Annotated in this window: 18 protein-coding genes; 10 read left to right on the forward strand and 8 right to left on the reverse strand. The window is 70.5% G+C overall.

What is annotated here, in order from left to right; genetic code table 11:
- Positions 1–18 precede the first annotated feature (18 nt).
- Positions 19–639 (forward strand): ABC-type transport auxiliary lipoprotein family protein, encoded by a 621-nt coding sequence (locus A5481_RS04430; RefSeq protein ID WP_048433185.1) that lies wholly within the window; start codon positions 19–21, stop codon positions 637–639.
- A 22-nt stretch (positions 640–661) separates the two neighbouring features.
- On the opposite strand, the gene A5481_RS04435 is transcribed toward A5481_RS04430, so the two are convergent.
- The 5 genes from A5481_RS04435 to A5481_RS04455 all read right to left on the reverse strand — a co-directional run bounded on the left by A5481_RS04435 (position 662) and on the right by A5481_RS04455 (position 5,066).
- The gene (locus A5481_RS04435; protein ID WP_053082312.1) at positions 662–1,612 is read right to left on the reverse strand and encodes a phosphatase PAP2 family protein; all 951 of its coding nucleotides are present in this window, start codon (positions 1,610–1,612) and stop codon (positions 662–664) included.
- A gap of 89 nt (positions 1,613–1,701) precedes the next feature.
- Positions 1,702–2,322 carry a helix-turn-helix domain-containing protein gene (locus A5481_RS04440; RefSeq protein ID WP_048433184.1) on the reverse strand — a complete coding sequence of 207 codons (621 nt, stop codon included), beginning with the start codon at positions 2,320–2,322 and terminating at the stop codon, positions 1,702–1,704.
- A 136-nt stretch (positions 2,323–2,458) separates the two neighbouring features.
- Complete coding sequence (thiD, locus tag A5481_RS04445) at positions 2,459–3,259, reverse strand: bifunctional hydroxymethylpyrimidine kinase/phosphomethylpyrimidine kinase (protein ID WP_048433183.1); 801 nt, start codon at positions 3,257–3,259, stop codon at positions 2,459–2,461.
- The gene (gene thiE, locus A5481_RS04450) at positions 3,256–3,960 is read right to left on the reverse strand and encodes a thiamine phosphate synthase (protein ID WP_048433182.1); all 705 of its coding nucleotides are present in this window, start codon (positions 3,958–3,960) and stop codon (positions 3,256–3,258) included. Before thiE ends, thiD begins: the two co-directional genes overlap by 4 nt.
- Positions 3,961–4,085: 125 nt before the next feature.
- Positions 4,086–5,066, reverse strand: coding sequence for a DMT family transporter (locus A5481_RS04455; protein WP_048433181.1), 981 nt, complete (start codon positions 5,064–5,066; stop codon positions 4,086–4,088).
- A 260-nt stretch (positions 5,067–5,326) separates the two neighbouring features.
- Here A5481_RS04455 and A5481_RS04460 point away from each other — a divergent pair, with 260 nt between their 5' ends.
- Together A5481_RS04460 and A5481_RS04465 are read left to right on the forward strand one after the other, a co-directional pair.
- Positions 5,327–6,217 (forward strand): UDP-2,3-diacylglucosamine diphosphatase, encoded by an 891-nt coding sequence (locus tag A5481_RS04460; protein WP_425339728.1) that lies wholly within the window; start codon positions 5,327–5,329, stop codon positions 6,215–6,217.
- The gene (locus tag A5481_RS04465) at positions 6,214–7,317 is read left to right on the forward strand and encodes a glycosyltransferase family 4 protein (RefSeq protein WP_048433180.1); all 1,104 of its coding nucleotides are present in this window, start codon (positions 6,214–6,216) and stop codon (positions 7,315–7,317) included. The genes A5481_RS04460 and A5481_RS04465 overlap by 4 nt, the downstream gene beginning before the upstream one ends.
- A gap of 623 nt (positions 7,318–7,940) precedes the next feature.
- On the opposite strand, the gene A5481_RS33255 is transcribed toward A5481_RS04465, so the two are convergent.
- Positions 7,941–8,411, reverse strand: a complete 471-nt coding sequence (locus tag A5481_RS33255; RefSeq protein ID WP_156311785.1) for a hypothetical protein — start codon at positions 8,409–8,411, stop codon at positions 7,941–7,943.
- A 424-nt stretch (positions 8,412–8,835) separates the two neighbouring features.
- A complete protein-coding gene (locus A5481_RS04470; protein ID WP_048433179.1) occupies positions 8,836–9,279 on the reverse strand; it encodes a DUF488 domain-containing protein in 444 nt (147 codons plus the stop codon).
- Between the two features lie 202 nt (positions 9,280–9,481).
- Here A5481_RS04470 and A5481_RS04475 point away from each other — a divergent pair, with 202 nt between their 5' ends.
- A complete protein-coding gene (locus A5481_RS04475) occupies positions 9,482–10,342 on the forward strand; it encodes a glycoside hydrolase family 25 protein (protein WP_425339727.1) in 861 nt (286 codons plus the stop codon).
- 304 nt (positions 10,343–10,646) lie between these two features.
- Here the strand turns inward: A5481_RS04475 and A5481_RS04480 are convergent, their stop codons facing one another.
- A complete protein-coding gene (locus tag A5481_RS04480) occupies positions 10,647–11,657 on the reverse strand; it encodes a 1-aminocyclopropane-1-carboxylate deaminase (RefSeq protein WP_048433203.1) in 1,011 nt (336 codons plus the stop codon).
- Between the two features lie 166 nt (positions 11,658–11,823).
- Between A5481_RS04480 and A5481_RS04485 the strand changes: the two genes are divergently transcribed.
- From A5481_RS04485 to trmFO, 6 genes are all read left to right on the forward strand, one after another.
- Positions 11,824–12,288: an Lrp/AsnC family transcriptional regulator gene (locus tag A5481_RS04485; protein ID WP_048433178.1), complete on the forward strand. Its 465-nt coding sequence runs from the start codon at positions 11,824–11,826 to the stop codon at positions 12,286–12,288.
- A gap of 216 nt (positions 12,289–12,504) precedes the next feature.
- Positions 12,505–15,495, forward strand: a complete 2,991-nt coding sequence (uvrA, locus tag A5481_RS04490) for an excinuclease ABC subunit UvrA (protein ID WP_048433177.1) — start codon at positions 12,505–12,507, stop codon at positions 15,493–15,495.
- A 354-nt stretch (positions 15,496–15,849) separates the two neighbouring features.
- Entirely contained in the window at positions 15,850–16,854 is a 1,005-nt protein-coding gene (locus A5481_RS04495) for a transporter family protein (protein WP_048433176.1), read from the forward strand.
- Between the two features lie 236 nt (positions 16,855–17,090).
- The gene (locus A5481_RS04500; protein WP_048433175.1) at positions 17,091–18,062 is read left to right on the forward strand and encodes a S1C family serine protease; all 972 of its coding nucleotides are present in this window, start codon (positions 17,091–17,093) and stop codon (positions 18,060–18,062) included.
- A 557-nt stretch (positions 18,063–18,619) separates the two neighbouring features.
- Positions 18,620–18,769: a DUF1127 domain-containing protein gene (locus A5481_RS32125; RefSeq protein WP_082173034.1), complete on the forward strand. Its 150-nt coding sequence runs from the start codon at positions 18,620–18,622 to the stop codon at positions 18,767–18,769.
- Between the two features lie 204 nt (positions 18,770–18,973).
- A complete protein-coding gene (trmFO, locus tag A5481_RS04505) occupies positions 18,974–20,419 on the forward strand; it encodes a methylenetetrahydrofolate--tRNA-(uracil(54)-C(5))-methyltransferase (FADH(2)-oxidizing) TrmFO (protein WP_048433174.1) in 1,446 nt (481 codons plus the stop codon).
- Positions 20,420–20,578: the final 159 nt, after the last annotated feature.

Here is a 20,578-nt window from a genome sequence, read left to right on the forward strand (position 1 = left end):
CTCGGTCCTCCCGCCGCCATGCCTCTCACGGTCATCCCTCCGCGCCGCGCTCGCCGGTCCGGCCCGCTCCTCGCCGCCGGGGTCCTGGCGGCCGGCCTGCCCCTGCTCCTCGGCGCCTGCGGCGGCGCGGTGCCGACGACCTTCGATCTCACCGCCGTCCCGGGGGCGGCCCGCAGCGGCCCGGCCCGGCGATCGATCGTGGTGGCCGAACCGGTCGGCCTGCAACCGTTCGAGGCCGACCGGATCATCGTGCGCGAGCCCGGCGGCTCCCTGTCGTTCCTCGGCGGCGGCCAGTGGGCCGACCGCCTGCCGCGCCTGATCCAGGCCCGCCTGCTCCAGAGCCTGGAGAATACCGGGCGCCTGCGCTCGGTGAGCCGGCCCGGCGACAAGGTCGCGGCCGATACGGTGCTGGTGACCGAGATCCGCGCCTTCGACATCGCGGCCGGATCGCGCGAGGCGGTGGTCGACATCTCGGTCAAGCTCGTCTCCGAGGCGACCGGCACGGTGGCCGCCGCCCGGGTGTTCCAGGCGCGCGTCCCGGTCGCGGCGGTCGATGCCGGGAGCGCGGCCAACGGGCTCGACCGTGCCTTGTCCACCGTGCTCGCCGACATCGTGCGCTGGGTCGGAGCGGCGGCGTGACGACGGCGATGCCGGTCTGCGCTCACGGCGCGGCCGGCATCCGAGTCAGGAGCCGCACGAACCCGAGCGCGAGACCGGCGAGCACGAGGCCGGCGACGACGTCGACCAGGTAGTGCCCGCCGATCACCGGCGTCGCGGCGAGCATCGCCAGATTGAGCGCGAGGGCGGGCCAGCGCAGCACCGGCAGCCCCCAGAACCCCCAGGCGAGGAGCGCTGCGGCCGCGGCGTGGAAGCTCGGGAAGGTCACGATGCCCCCCAGGCTCTCGCCGGTCAGGGCCGAGAGCGTGCCGTCGCGGGCCGGGCCGAGGATGTCGACGTGGCGCCATGCCGCCGAGACCAGCACGTGCGTGTCGTCCTGCGCCACGCCGTGGTGCAGGTAACCCCCGAGCGCCGGCACCAGCGGGAAGATCGCGATGGTGGCGGCGAGCGTCAGGATCCAGGCGAGGCAGAAGGCCTGCGCCCGGGCCGTCCGCCCGGCGGCCAGGAGCAGCGCGAACAGGATCACGAGCTGCTGCATCAGGCTCGCGTAGACGTGGCTCAGGACCTCCATCAGGAGCGATCGGGTCTGGGCCAGGGCGACCACGTGGCCCCAGTCGAAGCCGAACAGCGCCGCGTCGAGCGCGAGCAGGTCCTCGTCGCGATAGGGCAGGTTCGTGCTCGCCGCCACGACGCTCAGGAGAGGCGCGAGCAGGCCGGCAAGCAGGAGCTGGGCGGCGATGTCGGCGGCGGTTCCGACCCGGACCCAGCCGCGGGCGCGGATCGCCGCGCCGCAGCCCCCGAGGGCGACGAGCTGCATCAGGGCGATGAGGACGTGGTCGGCGATCCGGAAGCCGCCGACGGACGCCGCGGCGAGCAGGCCGAGACCGGCCGTTCCGAGTACGATCCAGCCGAGCCGGGACGCCGCCCCGGGTCCCCGCCGCAGGACCAGCGGGCCGCGCGCCGGCAAGCCGGACAGGGCGATAAGGTTCGACATGCCGCTTCCTCTGCGTCATGTCGACTGTCGAACCGACCCGATAAGATTCGGTGTCCGGCTTCCCTAAGGTTTGACCGCGGCGGCGCGCGTCACTCCATCACCGCCGCCTTCATGATCACCACCATGAAGGCGCGCCCCGTCGCCTCGCCGATGCAGCGCACGGTGTGGGGACGGTCGCAGCGGTAGCGCAGGGTCTCGCCGGCCCGGGCCCGCTGCACCGCGCCGGCGACGTCGACCTCGAACTCGCCCTCGGTGACCGACAGGCACTCGACCGAGCCGCGCTGGTGGGCGTCGGAATCGAGCACGCCGCCGGGATCGGCCGAGAGGTCGTACCATTGCAGCCACTCGACGGTCTTGATCCAGCCGATGATCGCGAGCCGCATCCGGCCGTCGTCGGAGACCAGGATCGGCGTGTCGGCCCGGGACGACTTCTCGATGAACGGCTCCTCGTCGCCGGTGGCGAGCACCCGCTCGATCGAGACGTCGAGGGCCTGGCTGAGGCGCCAGATCGTCGCCAGCGTCGGGTTGGTCTCGTTGCGCTCGATCTGGCTGATGATCGACTTCGCGACGCCGGATTGCTCGGCGAGCTCGGAGAGCGACAGGTTGTAGGCCTTGCGCAGGCGCTGGATGGTCTTGCCGAGCTGCCCCGACAGCACCTGCGCGCCGGTCAACAGGTCCTTGCCGCGCTCCCGCCCCCGCTCGACGCCCATCGCCCGCCCTTGAATCCCGCTCGATCGCCGCGCGGCGTTCCGCATTCCGAACGCCCGTACGCTCCATCAAACGCAATCGCCCGGACTGCGCAAGGGTTCATGCGACCGCGCGGGCCGATTCCGGCGGGATGGGACGTCAGTTCCACCAGGCGTGGAAGTGGTGCACCGGGCCGTTGCCGTGCCCGATCCGCAGGCGCCCCGCGGCGGCGAGCGCCGCGCTCAGATAGGCCTTGGCCGCCCGGGCCGCCTCCGGCAGCGGCAGGCCGCGGGCGAGCCCGGCGGCGAGCGCCGCCGACAGGGTGCAGCCGGTGCCGTGGGTGTTGCGGGTCTCGATCCGCGGACCGGTGAGGCGCAGGACGGAATCGCCGGGGCCGACCAGGAGGTCGACGCTCTCCGGGCCGGCGGCGTGGCCGCCCTTCATCAGCACCGCGGCCGGCCCGAGCGCCAGGAGGCGCCGGCCCTGATCGAGCATCGCCGCCTCGGTCGCGGCGATCCCTTCCCCGAGCAGCACCGCGGCCTCGGGCAGGTTCGGGGTCAGCACGGAGGCGTGGGGCAGGAGCTTGGTGCGCAGGGCCTCGACGGCGTCGTCGGCGAGCAGGCGGTCGCCGCTCGTCGCCACCATCACCGGATCGAGGACCCGGGGCAGGCCCGCGCCGTGGCGGGCGAGCCCCTCGGCCACGGCCGTGATCGTCGGGATGCGCGAGAGCATGCCGATCTTCACCGCCGTCACGTCGAGATCCGTGAACACGCTCTCGATCTGGCGGGCGACGAATTCAGGTTCCACGTCGTGGATCGCCTGCACGCCCCGGGTGTTCTGGGCGGTGAGCGCCGTCACCACGCTGGCGCCGTAGACGCCGAGCGCCGAGAAGGTCTTGAGATCGGCCTGGATGCCGGCGCCGCCGCCGGAATCGGAACCCGCGATCGTCACGGCGATCATGCGGCGCCCCGGGCCGCGAGCGCCCCGTCGATCACCCCGCGCAGGTCGCGGGCCCGGGCCTCGACGTCGCGGCCGGTGCCGAACAGCGCCGAGATCAGCGCGACGCCGTCCGCCCCCGCCCCGATCGTCGCCGCGGCGTTGCTGCGGTCGATCCCGGCGATCGCCCCGACCGGCAGGGAAGCGCCGCGGGCGAGCCGCGCCCGGAACACGATGCGGTTGAGCCCGTCGAGCCCGACCGGCGGGTCCGGGTTGTTCTTGCTAGTCGTGGCGAACACCCCGCCGATGCAGGCGTAATCGACCGGCAGGCGGTAGAGTTCGTCGGCCTGGGCGGCGTTCTTGACGGTGAGCCCGACGATCGCGTCGCGGCCGAGCAGGCGCCGCGCATCGGCCGGGTGCATGTCCTCCTGGCCGAGATGCACGCCCTCGAGCCCGGCCGCGAGCGCCAGGTCGACCCGGTCGTTCATCAGGAGCGGCACGCCGCTGCCCTGGAGCGCCGCGTGAATCCGGCGCAAGCGTGCCACGGTCTCGCGGGCGTTGCCGATCGTCTTCTCGCGGTATTGCAGCAGGGTGCAGCCGCCCGCGGCCGCCTCCGCCGCCATCCGGGCGAGGTGCTCGGCATCGCCGCCGCAGACCCCGACGTCGAGGAGGCCGTAGAGCCGCAGGTCCACCGGCACGGTCGCGTGGTTGCCCTCAGAGGTCACGGGCAGGCTCCCGCGCGACGTGGATGGGGCATGCGGGCATGGGGCGCTTCCCTGCTGGACCCGGGGGGCCGATCGACGATCCCCCGGAGTAAGGGCGAGCGCGCCGGGGCGTCAACGGTGGCGTGTCAGCCCGCCCGCGCGCCGCCCGCCGCCTCGCGGGCCCGCTCGACGACGAGGCGCCGCTCGCGCCAGACCACGAACACGCCGGCCGCCGCGACGATGCCGCCGCCGACCGCGATCGCCGCGGTAGGCAGCTGGCCGAACACGAACCAGCCGATCAGCACCGACCACAGCATGGTGGTGTACTCGAACGGCGCGACCAGCGAGGCGTCGCCGTGGCGATAGCTCTCGGTGAGCAGGATCTGCCCGATGCCGCCGAGCACGCCGACGACCACGAACAGGGCGAGGTCGGACAGGCCCGGCATCCGCCAGCCGAGCGCCAGGGTCGAGAGGCCGAGGAGCGAGGTAAACAGGAAGAAGTAGAGCACGATGGCGCCGGTGCGCTCGGTGCCGGTGAGCTTGCGGACCTGGATCGTGGCCGCCGCCGAGCAGCCCGCCGCCAGGATCGCGAACAGGGCGCCGGTCGCGCCGCCGCCATTCGATCCGCCGAATTCGAGGTGGGGGGCGAGCGTGATCAGCACGCCGAGGAAGCCGACGCTCACGCCGGCCCAGCGATAGGCCTGGACCTTCTCGCGCAGCACGATCGCCGCCAGCACCACGACGAGGATCGGCGAGGCGTAGCCGATCGCGACGGCATCCGAGAGCGGCAGGAAGGACAGCCCGGCGAAGCCCGCGAACATGCCGCAGGCACCGATGATGCTGCGCAGGATGTGGCCCCTGAGGTTCTGCGTGCGCACGGCGTCGCGCACGCTGCCCTGCCAGCGCAGCCACAGCAGCAGCGGCGCGATGGCGATGAAACAGCGGAAGAACACGATCTCGCCGGTCGGGAACCGGTCGGCCAGGATCTTCACGCCGGCCGACATCAGCGTGAAGGCGAGCGCCGAGAGCACCTTCAGCCCGATCCCAAGATAGGGCCGCGCGGCCGCACGGCCCGACGCGCCAGATCCGGTGACCGAACGGCCGGGGACGACGAGGGGGGCTGCCATGGGCGGGGCGCTTTTCTGACGGTCGGGGGAGGTGCGCGGCCGCGGGGCACGCGGCGGGGCGTCCTGTCAGAACCACGAATCGGCACGGCCGAGGTAGAGGCCGGCCCGGGCGGCTGACCTGCGCGATCCGCATGGTCTCGTTTAAGTCTCCGCAAACGGATTTCGGCCTGCATCCCCGGCCGCGCTGTCCCGGTCCGGCTCCGCGTCATCAAAGTGATACGCGAATGGGGTTTGGCTGGCGCGAGACGCCGCCAAGGAGAATGCACGTGGCCGAGGACGCCGACGCGCTTCGCGTGCGAACCCTGTTCCTCTCGGATATCCATCTGGGAACCAAGGGCTGCCAGGCCGATTTGCTGCTCGAGTTCCTGCGGGACGTCGATGCCGACGAGATCTACCTCGTCGGCGACATCGTCGACGGCTGGAAGCTGCGCTCGGGCTGGTACTGGCCGCAATCGCACAACGACGTGGTGCAGAAGCTGCTGCGGAAGGTGCGAAAGGGATCCCGGCTCGTCTACGTGCCGGGCAACCACGACGAGTTCCTGCGCGACTTCCTCGACATGCATTTCGGCGGGATCGAGATCCAGGACCAGGTGCTGCACGAGGCGGCGGACGGAAAGCGCTACCTCGTCATCCACGGCGACCAGTTCGACCTCGTGGTGCGCCACGCCCGCTGGCTGGCGCTGCTCGGCGACGGCGCGTACACGGCGGCCTTGTTCGTCAACACCCATCTCAACTGGGTGCGGCGCCGCCTCGGCCTGACCTACTGGTCGCTCTCGGCCTGGGCCAAGCTGAAGGTCAAGAACGCGGTCAACTTCATCGGCCGGTTCGAGGAATTCCTGATCGCCGAGGCCCGCCGGGCCGAGGCCGACGGGGTGATCTGCGGCCACATCCACCACGCGGCGAGCCGCATGGTCGGCGACATGCACTATCTCAACACCGGCGACTGGGTCGAATCCTGCACCGCGGTGGTCGAGCATTACGACGGCACGATGGAGGTGATCCGCTTCGCCGAGTGGAGCCGCGCCAACGCCGAGGCCCCGGCGCCCCTCGCCGCGCGCCCGCGCCCGGCCGCCCCGGTCGAGGAGCTGGCGCCCGCCGCGCGTCACCCCCTGCCGGCCGCCGCGGCCCCCGGCACCCGGGCCGTCGCGTGAGGCTCCTCGTCGCGACCGATGCCTGGCACCCCCAGGTCAACGGCGTCGTCCGCTCGCTCGAGCACATGGTCGCGGCGGGGCGCCGGCGCGGCCACGACCCGGTGATGCTGACGCCGCTCGACTTCGCCAGCGTGCCGCTGCCGGGCTACCCCGAGATCCGCCTGTCGCTCGTGACCGCCCGGGGCGTCGCGGCGCGGTTCCCGGCGCTCGCCCCCACCCACGTCCACATCGCCACCGAGGGGCCGATCGGGCTCGCGACGCGACGGGTCTGCCTGGCGCAGGGGCGCCCCTTCACCACGAGCTACCACACCCGCTTCCCCGAATACCTCGCCGCCCGCCTGCCGGTGCCGGAGCGCTGGAGCTATGCGTGCTTGCGCCGCTTCCACGGCGCGGCGAGCGGCACCATGGTGAGCACGCCGTCGCTCGAGCGCGACCTCGCGGGTCGCGGCTTCGGGCGGCTGATGCGCTGGACCCGCGGCGTCGACACCGACCTGTTCCATCCCCGCGACGGCGAGGCCGCGCCCGGGGCGCTGGCGGGCCTGCCCCGGCCGTTCTTCCTGTTCGTCGGGCGGCTCGCCGTGGAGAAGAACGTCGAGGCCTTCCTGCGCCTCGACCTGCCCGGCACCAAGCTCGTCGTCGGCGACGGGCCGGACCGGGCGCGGCTCGCCGCCGTCGATCCGGCAGCGTGCTTCCTCGGCACCCTCACCGGCGAGGCGCTCGCCCGGGTCTACGCGGCCTCCGACGTCTTCGTCTTCCCGAGCCTGACCGACACCTTCGGCATCGTGCTCCTGGAGGCCCTGGCGAGCGGGCTTCCGGTGGCGGCCTATCCGGTCACCGGTCCCCTCGACGTGATCGGCGGCACGAATGTCGGGGTTCTCGGCCACGACCTCGGGGCGGCGGCCCGGGCGGCGCTCGCGATCCCGCGCGCGGCCTGCCGGGCGGAGGCCCTGCGCTACACCTGGGCGGCGAGCGCCGACCAGTTCTACGGCAACATCGAGGCCGCCCACGCGGAGGACGCGGCTCTCCCCCGGCGGCGGCGCCTCGGCCGGCCGCGGGCGCTGCCGGGCGAAGCACCGGTGCCGCGGGCGGGCGAGGGCTGAGCGGGCCCGAGCATGGTCCGGCGAGGCGGATCCCGGGCCGTCGCCCAACCCGGTCCACCCGGTCGGAGCGAAGACGGCATGCGATGACCGGACGACGAGCGACATCGCGGTTCCGCGGTCGACCGCGGAGCACGGATCCACGATACCGGCGGAGGGATGGTCCGGAACGAGTCGTGCCCGCCTCGCCGGACGGCGGATACGACGGGAGACAGGTCCGATCTCGCCCGTGCCGGCGCCGCCAAGCCCGCGCTGGCTCGTTTCCTGTCGCGCTACAGCGAGAGATCCGACGACACTGTCGATCCGGTTGGTCGGTCGGTGCCTCTCGGCCGGAGAATCAAGACAAATCGATTGTGCCGCGATATGGCAAGATAGCCGGTAGCCATCGGAGCCGGTTCGATTGGCGCTTCGATTCGATCTTGCATAAATATCGACACGTCTCCCCGCCCTCCCGGGCCCGCGCAGCGGAACCCGGAAGCCGTCACCGCTGACGCCGCAGGATGAGGCGGAACGTTGATCGCGTGATCCTCCGCCGTCAGCGGTGACGGATCCCGGGGTCTCGCAAGCGGCGAGCCCCGGGAAGACGTCGGAGGATGCGACTGAGGTTCTCTCGATCCAACAGGCGCTCAAAGGGGGTGCGGGTAGCGGTCGTCTCCGGGGAAAGCACCGCCCGCCTGCAGACCGCCGATCACCGTGACTTGATTGGCCGGTGTCGTCATGTCCCACCCCGCCCATCCCGGGATGAAGGAATTTCCAGCAATGGTCCATTGCTGGTTGGAATCTCGGTGCACATGACCAACAACACAGATGCGGAAACCGCCGAACTCATAGAAGCAGTAAGCCTGCTTGGTCATCTGCTGAGCAGAAGAGATGTTGACGTATACGGATGCGCTGAAATTGGCATTTCTGACGGCGTTCTCGGCATCCGTATTGGTGAAATTGGCAGGAACGCCCCAACGACATTTCGTCATATCCCACGCCATGGACGATATCCTCCGATCTTGAAAATCACGTTGCGAACGGACGGCTCGGCTTGAGCGCGCCCGCCCGGCGAGCGGATCCTCGATCGCGTCGATCGGCACCGCTCGCATCGACATGACGATATCGAAATTGCCGTGTAAACCGTATTTATTGGAATTGTCTTTCCTGAAAGATTGACAGGTGAAGAAATAACAAGATTATTCTGGTTTAACGCTGGAATCTTGATTGTTGTTGTCTCTTGAATCTACTGACACGATGGGCGTTTCCCCAACCCGAGGCGTCCTGCGGATGGACGCGAGGGGCAGCAGCGAGACCGCCGACCGAAGCCTGCCGGACGAACGGCGGAAGACCGGACGAACGGCAAGACGACGTCTTCCCCGCGACCTGCGCTGGACTTTCCGCGGCCGCCAAGGGGCCCGGCCGTCCGGCGTGCCGGCGTCTCCCCGACCGGCCGCGGGTCGGCTGCACGCGACGCAGCCTCGGCTCTCGCCCGGGTCGCCGGCACCGTGGTCCGGTGCCGACCGACATCGCGGGATCGCCTCAGGCGAACAGGTCCACGATCGAAAACCCCCGCCCCGCCAACCGCTCGCTCAGGACCCGCCGATGGCAGCGTTCCGGATCGCGCTCGAAGCAGAGCAGGCAGGTCGGGCCGGCCGCGGCGAGCGCTGCCAGCTCGTCGAGGGCGGCCTGCCCCGCCCCGGTCTCCAGCACCTCCTCGCAGTAGATCCGCCGCATCAGCCCGGCATCGTGGGCGCGGGCCGCCTCGCGGCCGGCCTTCGGCGTGCCCAGCCCGCGCAGATGCGCGTAGGCGATGCCCGCCTCGGTCAGGCCGGCGGCGAGCGCGCTCTTCGAGAAGCCGCGCTTGCGCGAGGCCGCCACCGCCCGCACATCGGCGAGCCTCGCCACGCCCGCATCGCGCAAGGCGGCGGCGAACCGCTCGGGATCGGCGCCTTCGTACCCGATGGTAAACAGAACCTTGCCCATGCGCCGCCCCGACAAATCTCAAGCATGGCCGGGGCTTATGCCCGATGGCCGAGGCCGGGGCGAGCTGTCGGCGGTTCTTACGTGGCTTATCGGCCACGGATTTCGGAATTCCGTTCAGATCCCGTCAAGCTTCCATTAACCGGCCCCACCGCATCGAATAGCCATAGTGTTCCGCGTCAAGTCAGGCCGCGCCCCGATGCCGATGGAGTCGACGATCCCCTCCGCCCCGTGGACCTCCCTCCTGTCGCGCGGCGTCCTGTGGGGCAGGCGCGCCCTGGCGGCGGCGAGCCTCGCGACGCTCGCGGCCTGCGCCGGCGGGGGGGCCGATTTCTATCCGACCAAGGGCGACGTGAAGCCCCATCCGGGCGTCGCCAAGGCGAAGATGCACCCGATCCAGGGCATCGACGTGTCGAAGTGGCAGGGCCCGATCGACTGGGCCTCGGTCCGGGGCGCCGGCACCCAGTTCGCCTACATCAAGGCGACCGAGGGCGGCGACCACGTCGACGAGCGCTTCCGCGAGAACTGGGACGGTGCCGGCCGCGCCGGCGTGCCGCGGGGCGCCTACCACTTCGTGTTCTGGTGCCGCTCCGCCAAGGACCAGATGGACTGGTTCAAGCGCAACGTCCCCAACGACCCGACCGCCCTCCCCCCGGTCCTCGACGTCGAGTGGAACGGCCATTCGGCGCTCTGCCCGAAGAAGCTGCCGAAGGCCCAGGCTCTCGCCATGACCGAGTACATGCTGCGGGAGATGGAGGCCTATACCGGCAAGCGGCCGATCATCTACACCGACATCACGTTCCACAAGGACGTGCTGGAAGGCGAGCTGCCGGATTATCCGCACTGGGTCCGCTCCACGGCCGCCGAGCCGGAGCAGCGCTACGTCAACCGCGACTGGATGTTGTGGCAGTTCACCTCGACCGGGCGGGTGCCGGGGGTGCGCGGCGACGTCGACCGCAACGCCTTCTACGGCACCAAGGCCGAGTGGGCCTCGTTCCTGGCGACCGATTGCGACCCGCGCCACCATCGCCGGCTCTCAGCCGAAGGCTTGTGCACGGACAAGTGACGAGAGACGGCTGAAGACGAAGAAGCCCGGCGCGCGACGAGCGGCCGGGCTTCATCTGTTCCCATCGATGGTTTCTCGCACCCGGATCTGAAACCCTCCGCGTCGTCCCGGGGCTCGGCGCAGCCGGGAAGCCGGGATCCATAACCGCTGATGGTCCAGAGCGAAGCGACCAGCGTGCCGATTCTTTCGGAGGCGCCGGCGTTCATGAATCCCGGGTTCCGCCGAGCGGCCCCGGGATGACAGGGAGGGTATGATGGTCCGGGGTCTGTTCGACGAATGATCGTCTGCCGAACAGGCCTCCCCCTCACCCGTTGCGGAACGTGTAGCTGTAGCCGTTCAGCGCCGGCGCCCCGCCGAGATGGGCGTAGAGCACCTTCGAGCCCTTGGGGAAGAAGCCCTTCTGCACGAGGTCGATCATGCCCTGCATCGACTTGCCCTCGTAGACCGGGTCGGTGATCATCGCCTCGAGCCGGGCGGCGAGGCGGATCGCCTCGACCGTCTCCTTCGAGGGCACGCCGTAGACCGGGTAGGCGTAGTCTTCCTTGATGACCACGTCGTCCTCGGTGATCTCGCCGGCGCCGACGAGCGCCGAGGTGTTGCGGGCGATCTCCAGCACCTGCGCCCGGGTCTGGGCCGGGGTGCAGGAGGCGTCGATGCCGATGACGTTGCCGGCCCGGCCGTCGGGCTTGAAGCCGACCACCATGCCGGCATGGGTCGAGCCGGTGACGGTGCAGACCACGATGTAGTCGAAGCGCAGGCCCATCTCGGCTTCCTGCCGGCGCACCTCCTCGGCGAAGCCGACATAGCCAAGGCCGCCGAACTTGTGCACCGAGGCGCCGGCGGGAATCGCGTAGGGCTTGCCGCCCTTGGCCTTCACGTCCTCGATCGCCTGCTTCCAGCTGTCGCGGATGCCGATGTCGAAGCCCTCGTCGACGAGCTGCGACTCGGCGCCCATGATCCGCGTCAGCATGATGTTGCCGACCCGGTCGTAGACCGCGTCCTCGTGCGGCACCCAGGCTTCCTGAATCACCCGGCACTTCATGCCGATCTTGGCTGCCACCGCCGCCACCATGCGGGTGTGGTTCGACTGCACGCCGCCGATCGACACCAGGGTGTCGGCGCCCGACGCGATCGCGTCCGGCACGATGTATTCGAGCTTGCGCAGCTTGTTGCCGCCGTAGGCGAGGCCCGAATTGCAGTCGTCGCGCTTGGCGTAGATCTGCACGTCGCCGCCGAGATGGGCGGTCAGCCGCGGCAGGTGCTCGATCGGGGTCGGGCCGAAGGTCAGGGGGTAGCGCTCGAACTGCGACAGCATCGACGGAATCATCGCGGAGGTCCTGTGTGGAAGCCGCCGTCATCCTAGCCGCGATCCAGCGGAAGGTGCTCTCGAACTTGCCCGAAATGCGCTCCCGTATGGCGCCCGGTCCGCGCTTTCGTGCTACGATCGCTCGGTTTCTGCCAGTCCTGCGGAAGGATCTTTCATGAGCCCTGGGCTCGACCGGATCGACGTCAAGATTCTCCGGCTGCTGCAGGAGGATGGCCGGATCGGCAACGCGGAGCTCGCCAAGCGCGTCAACACCAGCCCGGCGACCTGCCACCGCCGCACCCAGCGGCTGTTCGACGAGGGATACCTGCGCGGCGTGCGCGGCGTCGTGGCGCCGGACCGGGTCGGGCGCGGCTCGCTGGTGCTGGTCGGCGTGGTGCTCGACCGCTCGACCCCCGAGAGCTTCTCGGCCTTCGAGGCGGCGGCGCTCGCGATGCCGATGCTGCTCGACTGCCACCTCGTCGCCGGCGACTTCGACTACTTCCTCAAGATCCGCGTCTCGGACATGGCCGACTTCAACCGGATGCACAGCGAGATCCTCATCGCCCTGCCCGGCGTGCGCCAGACCCGGACCTTCTTCGTCATGAAGGAGGTGATCGACAACGCACCGCTCAGCTTGTGAGAACACGGCGGTTGCCGCTGTACGCAGTTTGTTCTAGTCGTCGATCGAGATTGACCGGAGCCCCGGCCGGGAGCCCGATCTGGTTATCCGTGCGACAGGCCCCATCTGGTCCTCCGTACGGTCGACAGGGTTCCCGGCATCGCGGGCTCCCGGCCGGTCCCCGGTCCCACCAAGCCTGGCCGCGCCCCGTTCGGCGGCGGCCCGGAGCCTTCCTGCATGGCCTCTCTCGACAAGCTCTTCGACCGTTCCGCGGAAGCGCGCGTGATCGCGGTGCGGGGCGCCCGCGAGCACAACCTGAAGAACGTCGACCTGACGATCCCGCGCGACAAGCTGGTGGTATTCACCGGCCTGTCCGGCTCGGGCAAGTCGTCGCTCGCCTTCGACACCATCTACGCCGAGGGGCAGCGCCGCTACGTCGAATCGCTCTCGGCCTATGCCCGCCAGTTCCTCGAGATGATGGCGAAGCCGGACGTCGACCAGATCGACGGCCTGTCGCCGGCGATCTCGATCGAGCAGAAGACCACCTCGAAGAACCCGCGCTCGACGGTCGGCACCGTCACGGAGATCTACGACTACATGCGCCTGCTCTGGGCGCGGGTCGGCATCCCGTACTCGCCGGCGACCGGCCTGCCGATCGAGAGCCAGACCGTCAGCCAGATGGTCGACCGGGTGCTGGCGCTGCCCGAGAAGACCCGGCTCTACCTGCTGGCCCCGGTGGTGCGCGGCCGCAAGGGCGAGTACCGCAAGGAGATCGCCGAGTTCCAGAAGAAGGGTTTCCAGCGCCTGCGCATCGACGGCGAGTACTACGCCATCGACGACGTGCCGAAGCTCGACAAGAAGCTCAAGCACGACATCGACGTCGTGGTCGACCGGATCGTCGTGCGGGCCGACATGGCCTCGCGGCTCGCCGATTCGTTCGAGACGGCGCTCGAGCTCGCCGACGGCATCGCGGTGGTGACCTTCGCGGATGCGCCCGAGGACGGCGAGGCGCCGGAGCCGATCACCTTCTCGTCGCGCTTCGCCTGCCCGGTCTCCGGCTTCACGATTCCCGAGATCGAGCCCAGACTCTTTTCCTTCAACAATCCGTTCGGCGCCTGCCCGACCTGCGGCGGCATCGGCCACGAGATGCGGATCGACCCGACGCTCGTCATCGCCGACGAGTCCTTCAGCCTGTCGCGCGGCGCCGTCGCGCCGTGGGCGAAATCGACCTCGCCCTATTACGGCCAGACCCTCGAGGCGCTGGCGCGGCACTACCGCTTCCGCACCGACACGCCGTGGGCGAAGCTCACCGAGGCCGCCCGGCAGGTCGTGCTCTACGGCTCGGACGGCGACGATATCCGCTTCGCCTACAATGACGGCTTGCGCGCCTACGAGGTCTCCAAGCCCTTCGAGGGCGTGATCCCGAACCTGGAGCGGCGCTACAAGGAGACCGACAGCGACGCGGCGCGCGAGGATATCGGCCGGTTCATGGCCGAGACGCCGTGCTCGGCCTGCGGCGGCAAGCGGCTGAAGCCCGAGGCCCTGGCGGTCAAGATCGCCGGCTCGGACATCGGCGATGCCACGGTGCTCTCGGTGCGCGACGCGCATCGCTGGTTCGGCGAATTGCCGGAGCACCTGACGCCCAAGCAGAACGAGATCGCGGTCCGCATCCTCAAGGAGATCCGCGACCGGCTGACCTTCCTGGTCGATGTCGGCCTCGAATACCTGACGCTCGCCCGCGGCTCGGGCTCGCTGTCGGGCGGCGAGAGCCAGCGCATCCGGCTGGCCTCGCAGATCGGCTCGGGGCTGACCGGCGTTCTGTATGTCCTCGACGAACCCTCGATCGGCCTGCACCAGCGCGACAACGAGCGCCTGCTCGGGACGCTCAAGCGCCTGCGCGACCTCGGCAACTCGGTGATCGTGGTCGAGCACGACGAGGACGCGATCCTGCAGGCCGACTACGTCGTCGATGTCGGCCCCGGCGCCGGCATCCATGGCGGGCGGATCGTGGCGCAGGGCACGCCGCAGGAATTGCTGGCCGACCCGAACTCGCTGACCGCGCAATACCTGACCGGCGCCCTCTCGGTGCGGGTGCCGAAGATGCGGCGCAAGGCCAAGACGGTGCCCGCGGCGGCCAAGGGCGAGCCGCCGGCGCCGCAGATGCTGCGCCTCGTCGGCGCGCGGGGCAACAACCTGAAGGACGTGACCGCGGCGATCCCGCTCGGCACCTTCACGTGCATCACCGGGGTGTCGGGCGGCGGCAAGTCGACGCTCGTCGTCGACACGCTCTACAAGGCGGTGGCGCGCAAGCTCAACGGCGCCCTCGAGCATCCCGCGCCGCACGACCGCATCGAGGGGCTGGAGCACCTCGACAAGGTCATCGACATCGACCAGTCGCCGATCGGCCGCACCCCGCGCTCGAACCCCGCCACCTATATCGGCGCCTTCACGCCGATCCGCGACTGGTTCGCCGGCCTGCCCGAGGCGAAGGCCCGCGGCTACCAGCCGGGCCGGTTCTCCTTCAACGTCAAGGGCGGACGCTGCGAGGCCTGCTCGGGCGACGGCGTCATCAAGATCGAGATGCACTTCCTGCCCGACGTCTACGTCACCTGCGACGTCTGCAAGGGCAAGCGCTACGACCGCGAGACCCTGGAGGTGAAGTACCGCGAGCGCTCGATCGCCGACGTGCTCGACATGACGGTGGAGGAGGCGGCCGAGCTGTTCAAGGCGGTGCCGGCGATCCGCGAGAAGCTCGAGACCCTGGCCCGGGTCGGCCTCGGCTACGTCCGGGTCGGCCAGCAGGCCACCACACTCTCGGGCGGCGAGGCGCAGCGGGTGAAGCTCTCCAAGGAGCTGTCGAAGCGCGCCACCGGCCGCACCCTCTACATCCTCGACGAGCCCACCACCGGCCTGCACTTCCACGACGTCGCCAAGCTGATGGAGGTGCTCCACGAGCTGGTCGACCAGGGCAACAGCGTCGTGGTGATCGAGCACAACCTCGAGGTCATCAAGACCGCCGACTGGGTGATCGACATGGGGCCGGAGGGCGGCGACGGCGGCGGCACCATCGTTGCGGAGGGCACGCCCGAGGCGATCGCCGATTCGGCGGCGAGCCATACCGGCCGCTTCCTGCGCGAGGTCCTGGCCCGCCGGCCCGCCGCGAAGCCGGCCGCCCGCCCGGCCCGGCCGCGCAAGGCGGCGGCGAGCAGCAAGCAAGCGGCCGAGTAGCGTTTCGGCCGAAAACACCCGCGAAGCTTGACCGCACGGGCGGAAAATCCGTCTGTGCGGTGCACCAAGCCGGGTTTTGTTTCCGTTTTGATGCCCATTACCACCAAAGTACAAAGCGGCGAGTGCATGACGAAAATGCGTCATTTGCGCAACGCCGGGTCGTCGTTTGCCTTCCTGGCGAGCAAAAGGCTGGCGTTCCGGGACAATCTGGAAGACCATCGTTCTTGTTCAGACTGTGTCGTCGGGTGGGGGCCGGGCGCGTTCCAGTCCGGTCGAGGCGCGCAACGATCGGGCGCCGACCGGGCCGGGGATTGTGCGTGAGCCTGCCCCAGGGACGTTAGGGAAGGAAAGATCATGGGCAAGTATTGGCTGGCCGCGGGGGCGGCTGCCCTGTCGCTGTGCGCGTCCGCGACGGTGTCCTACGCACAGACCACGACGGTTCCGGGCGAGCAGGTCGGCCTCGCGATCGGCGCGCCGCTGCCGGAAGGCGTCTACGCGATCAACACCTTCACCTATCGCAGCCCCGACGGCCCGAATCTCACCTCGACCGACACCGCGGTCAACATCCCGGTCCTGGTCTGGTCGACCCCGTGGAAGGTGCTCGGCGCCCGCTTCGAGGCGGTGATCGCCCCGCCGACCGTCTTCACCTTCTCGCGCGCCGCCGGCGGCCGCGACACCAGCATCAATGTCGGCACGTTCCTCGGCGGCATCTTCGCCTGGGATCTCGGCAACAATATCGGCGTCAGCTACCTGGCGGGTGTCTACCTCAACGAGCTGAATGCCGGCCGCGGCGGCGGCCTGCCGATCCTGGCCTCCAACACCTACCGCCAGGGCTTCGGCATCAGCTACACCGGCGACGGCTGGAACATCACCGCCAACCTGACCTACAACTTCTACGACACGCCGGCCCGCTTCGGCGGCCGCAACGGCATCCCGGGCTTCTACGGCAGCCAGTTCCCGACCGACGCCCTCAACCTCGACCTGACCGCGACCAAGAAGTTCGGCAAGTTCGAGATCGGCGCCATCGGCTACGGCACCGCCAACCTGCCGAACCGCGGCCCGCTGCCTCTCGGCGCGCCCTGCAACGGCAACTTCGCCAGCTGCGGCACCGTGGTGGGCGGCGGCGGCGGGCGCTTCGCCCTCGGCGGCCTCGTCGGCTACGATTTCGGCAAGTTCTCGGTCCAGGCCTGGGTCGCCCGCGACGTCGCCACCTCGGCCCGCCAGATCTCGCCGGTCACCGGCCTGGCCACCAACCGCGAGGCCTACTCGACCGAGGGCTGGTTCCGCGTCATCGCCCCGCTCTACACCGTCGCGGCGGCGCCCGCCCCGGAGCCGGTTCCGCTCGTGCGCAAGTACTGAGCGAGCCGACCGGGCGCACGACGCACCCGTCCTCGCGACCGCTCCCGCGCCCGGCTCCCAGAGCCGGGCGTTCTTCGTTGCAGGGAGGGCTCGCCGTGTCGTGCGATCGTCACGGTCGGGCGCGCCGCGCCTGTCGGGCCCGGCTCCGCGACCTATAACGGAGCGAGCGGGCGGGGCCGACGAACCCCGCCGGACGACACGACGCGCGGGGCGGCACGCCCCGCCAGGAGACCATCATGGCGGCGCCCGGCGACTGGAAGATCCCCCCCGCGGTGCAGCCCCGCCCGGCCGGCTATTCCTACGACCTCGACCAGACCCTGACCGCGGTGGTCGCCCTGTCCTCGCGGGTGCCCGACGGCGCCTACACCGCCGAGATCCTCGGTACCGAGCGGGCCGGCAACGGGGTGGTGATCGGCGAGGACGGGCTGGTCCTCACCATCGGCTACCTGATCACCGAGGCCGAGAGCGTCTGGCTCACCGCCCATGACGGGCGCACGGCGCCGGGCCACGTGGTCGGCTACGACGCCGCCACCGGCTTCGGCCTGGTCCAGGCGCTCGGCCGGCTCGACCTGCCGCACCTGGCCCTCGGGAGCGCCGACACGGTGCGCGTCGGCGACCGGCTGGTGATGGCCGGGGCCGGCGGCCGCTCCCGCGCGGTCGCCGCCGAGGTCGTGGCCCGGCAGGAATTCGCCGGCTACTGGGAATACCTTCTCGACGACGCGATCTTCACCGCGCCTTCGCACCCGCATTGGGGCGGTGCGGCGCTGATCGGCCCGGCGGGCGAGCTCACCGGCATCGGCTCGCTCCAGCTGCAGCAGGGCGGCCGCGACAACCGCGCCATCAACATGGCGGTGCCGATCGACCTGCTGAAGCCGATCCTCCACGACCTGACCACGCTCGGCCGGGTCTCCGGGCCGCCCCGGCCCTGGCTCGGTCTCTACGCCACCGAGATGGACGACCAGGTCGTGGTGATGGGCCTCTCGCCCCGCGCCCCGGCCGAGACCGCCGACCTGCGTGCCGGCGACATCCTGATGGCGGTGGGCCAGACCGAGATCGGCGACCTCGCGGGCTTCCTGCGCGCCGTCTGGGCGCTCGGGCCCGCCGGCATCACCGTGCCGCTGACCGTCCACCGCGACGGCCGCACGCTGAACATCCCGGTCGTCTCGGCCGATCGCGCGACCTTCCTGGTCGCGCCGCGGCTGCACTGAGGATCCGGCCGGCGTTCCTCCCTCCGCGTCCGTACCGGCGGCGGGGCCGGCCGGGAGAGCGCAGACCGTCGTCTCGCCGCGACCGGCGCGGTCCCGGGCGGGGACAACTCACGTCGCTCGTCTCACCGGTCCTTTCGGACTGGTGCGCCCTGCGCGACGCGCGGCACGGCCGGCATGCCTCGCGCGAACTCGCCGACCCGGCTCGAACCCGCTTCTCACCGCATTGCACACAGCGTCATCACCGGCTGCCGCACGCTTGCGCTCAGGCTCACCCTGGTACCCTGCCGCGTCCCTCTGGCAGCGCTGCCCTTCGCGTGTGCAGCATAATGCCTAAACACCCGAAAACCTTGCGATTCATGCGCCAGAGTGCTGCCAAATCGGCGGGCACGGGGCTTGGTTGACGATTCCCTGCGCGCTGCATGTGAATCGCGCATGGCTGGCTTACGCGACTCCCTCTCCCACCACCGCAGCCGTTTCCCATATGGTGCGTTGCAACAGAGACAGGCAGCCGCTGCCGAAACGGTTGGCACCGCCTGCTCTTCCAGAGGTCAAATCCGATGTTCGTCTCCCTCATCCTCAGCAAGATCCGCTCCTACCTGCGCTACCGCGAGACGGTGCACGAGCTGTCGCGTCTGTCCGACCGCGAGCTCGACGATCTCGGCATCAGCCGCTTCGAGATCCAGGGCATCGCCCGCTCGGTCGCGTAAGCACCCACAGAGTACCGAGTACCCGCGTACCGCGTACCCCAGTCGATCGAAGGCCCTCGCGGCCGGCCATCGTCTCGCGCGCCCGCCCTCTCGGCGGGCGTTCGCATGTCCGGACCCTCGCAGGCCGGGCCCCTGTTCCCGCCCGGGCATCCGCGTCCCATCGCCGGTGTTGCATCGGCGGCCGTCGATCCGATATGCCGCGTCATGTCCGGATCAGACCCCATTCACGTCGTCGGCGGCGGCCTCGCCGGTTCCGAAGCCGCCTGGCAGATCGCCGAGGCCGGCCTGCCCGTGGTGCTGCACGAGATGCGGCCCGTGCGCGGCACCGAGGCGCACCAGACGCAGGATCTCGCCGAGCTCGTCTGCTCGAACTCATTCCGCTCCGACGACGCGACGCAGAATGCCGTCGGGCTGCTGCACCAGGAGATGCGCCGCCTCGGCTCGCTGATCATGGCGTGCGGCGACGGCAACCAAGTGCCGGCCGGCGGGGCGCTCGCCGTCGACCGCGACGGCTTCAGCCGGGCCGTCACGGCCGCGCTCGAGGCGCATCCGAACGTGACGATCGTTCGCGAGGAGATCGACGGCCTGCCGCCCGCGTCCTGGGACAGCGTGGTCGTGGCGACCGGTCCCCTCACCGCGCCGGGCCTCGCCGAGGGCATCCGCGGCCTCACCGGCGCCGAGTCGCTCGCCTTCTTCGACGCGATCGCGCCGATCGTGCACCGCGACTCGATCGACATGGGCAAGGCCTGGTTCCAGTCGCGCTACGACAAGGTCGGGCCCGGCGGCACCGGGGCCGACTACATCAACTGCCCGCTCGACCGCGAGCAATACGCCGCCTTCATCGCGGCGCTGATCGAGGGCGAGAAGACCACGTTCAAGGAGTGGGAGGCCTCGACCCCCTATTTCGACGGCTGCCTGCCGATCGAGGTGATGGCCGAGCGCGGCCCCGAGACCCTGCGCCACGGGCCGATGAAGCCGTTCGGCCTGACCAACCCGCACAACCCGACGGTGAAGGCCTACGCCATCGTGCAGCTGCGCCAGGACAACGCGCTCGGCACGCTCTACAACATGGTCGGCTTCCAGACGAAGCTGCGCCACGCCGAGCAGGTGCGGGTGTTCCGCACCATTCCCGGCCTGGAGAACGCCGAGTTCGCGCGCCTCGGCGGCCTGCACCGCAACACCTACCTCGACAGCCCCCGCCTCCTCGACGCCACCCTGCGGCTCAAGGCCGAGCCGCGCCTGCGCTTCGCCGGCCAGATCACCGGCTGCGAGGGCTACGTCGAGAGCGCCGCGATCGGCCTGATGGCCGGCCGCTTCGCCGCGGCCGAGCGCCAGGGCCGGTCGCTCGAGCCCCTGCCCGTCACCACGGCGCTCGGCGCCCTGATCGGCCACATCACCGGCGGGCACATCTCCGACGAGGCCGCCTCGTCCGAGGAGGCCGGCAAGCCGCGCTCGTTCCAGCCGATGAACGTCAATTTCGGCCTCTTCCCGCCCCTCGACCGGGCGCCGAAGGCCCTCGACGGCAAGCGCCTGCGCGGGACCGAGAAGGCGCAGGCGAAGAAGCGTGCGCTGACCGACCGCGCCCGGGCCGATCTGGGGGCGTGGCTCGGCGAGGCGCCGGCCCCGCTGCCGGCCGAGGCGGCGGAGTAGCAGCGGGCGGCTCGACGGCTCTCACACCCACCACGTCATCCCGGGGCTCGACGAAGTCGAGAACCCGGGTCCAGAACCGCCGACCGTCGAAGAAAAGGGCGGGTCTCGTCCCGCCTCGTCCTGCAGCCTCGGGGGTTGCGGATCCCGGGTTCCGCTGTG

Source organism: Methylobacterium platani, from assembly GCF_001653715.1.
GTDB lineage: Bacteria > Pseudomonadota > Alphaproteobacteria > Rhizobiales > Beijerinckiaceae > Methylobacterium > Methylobacterium platani.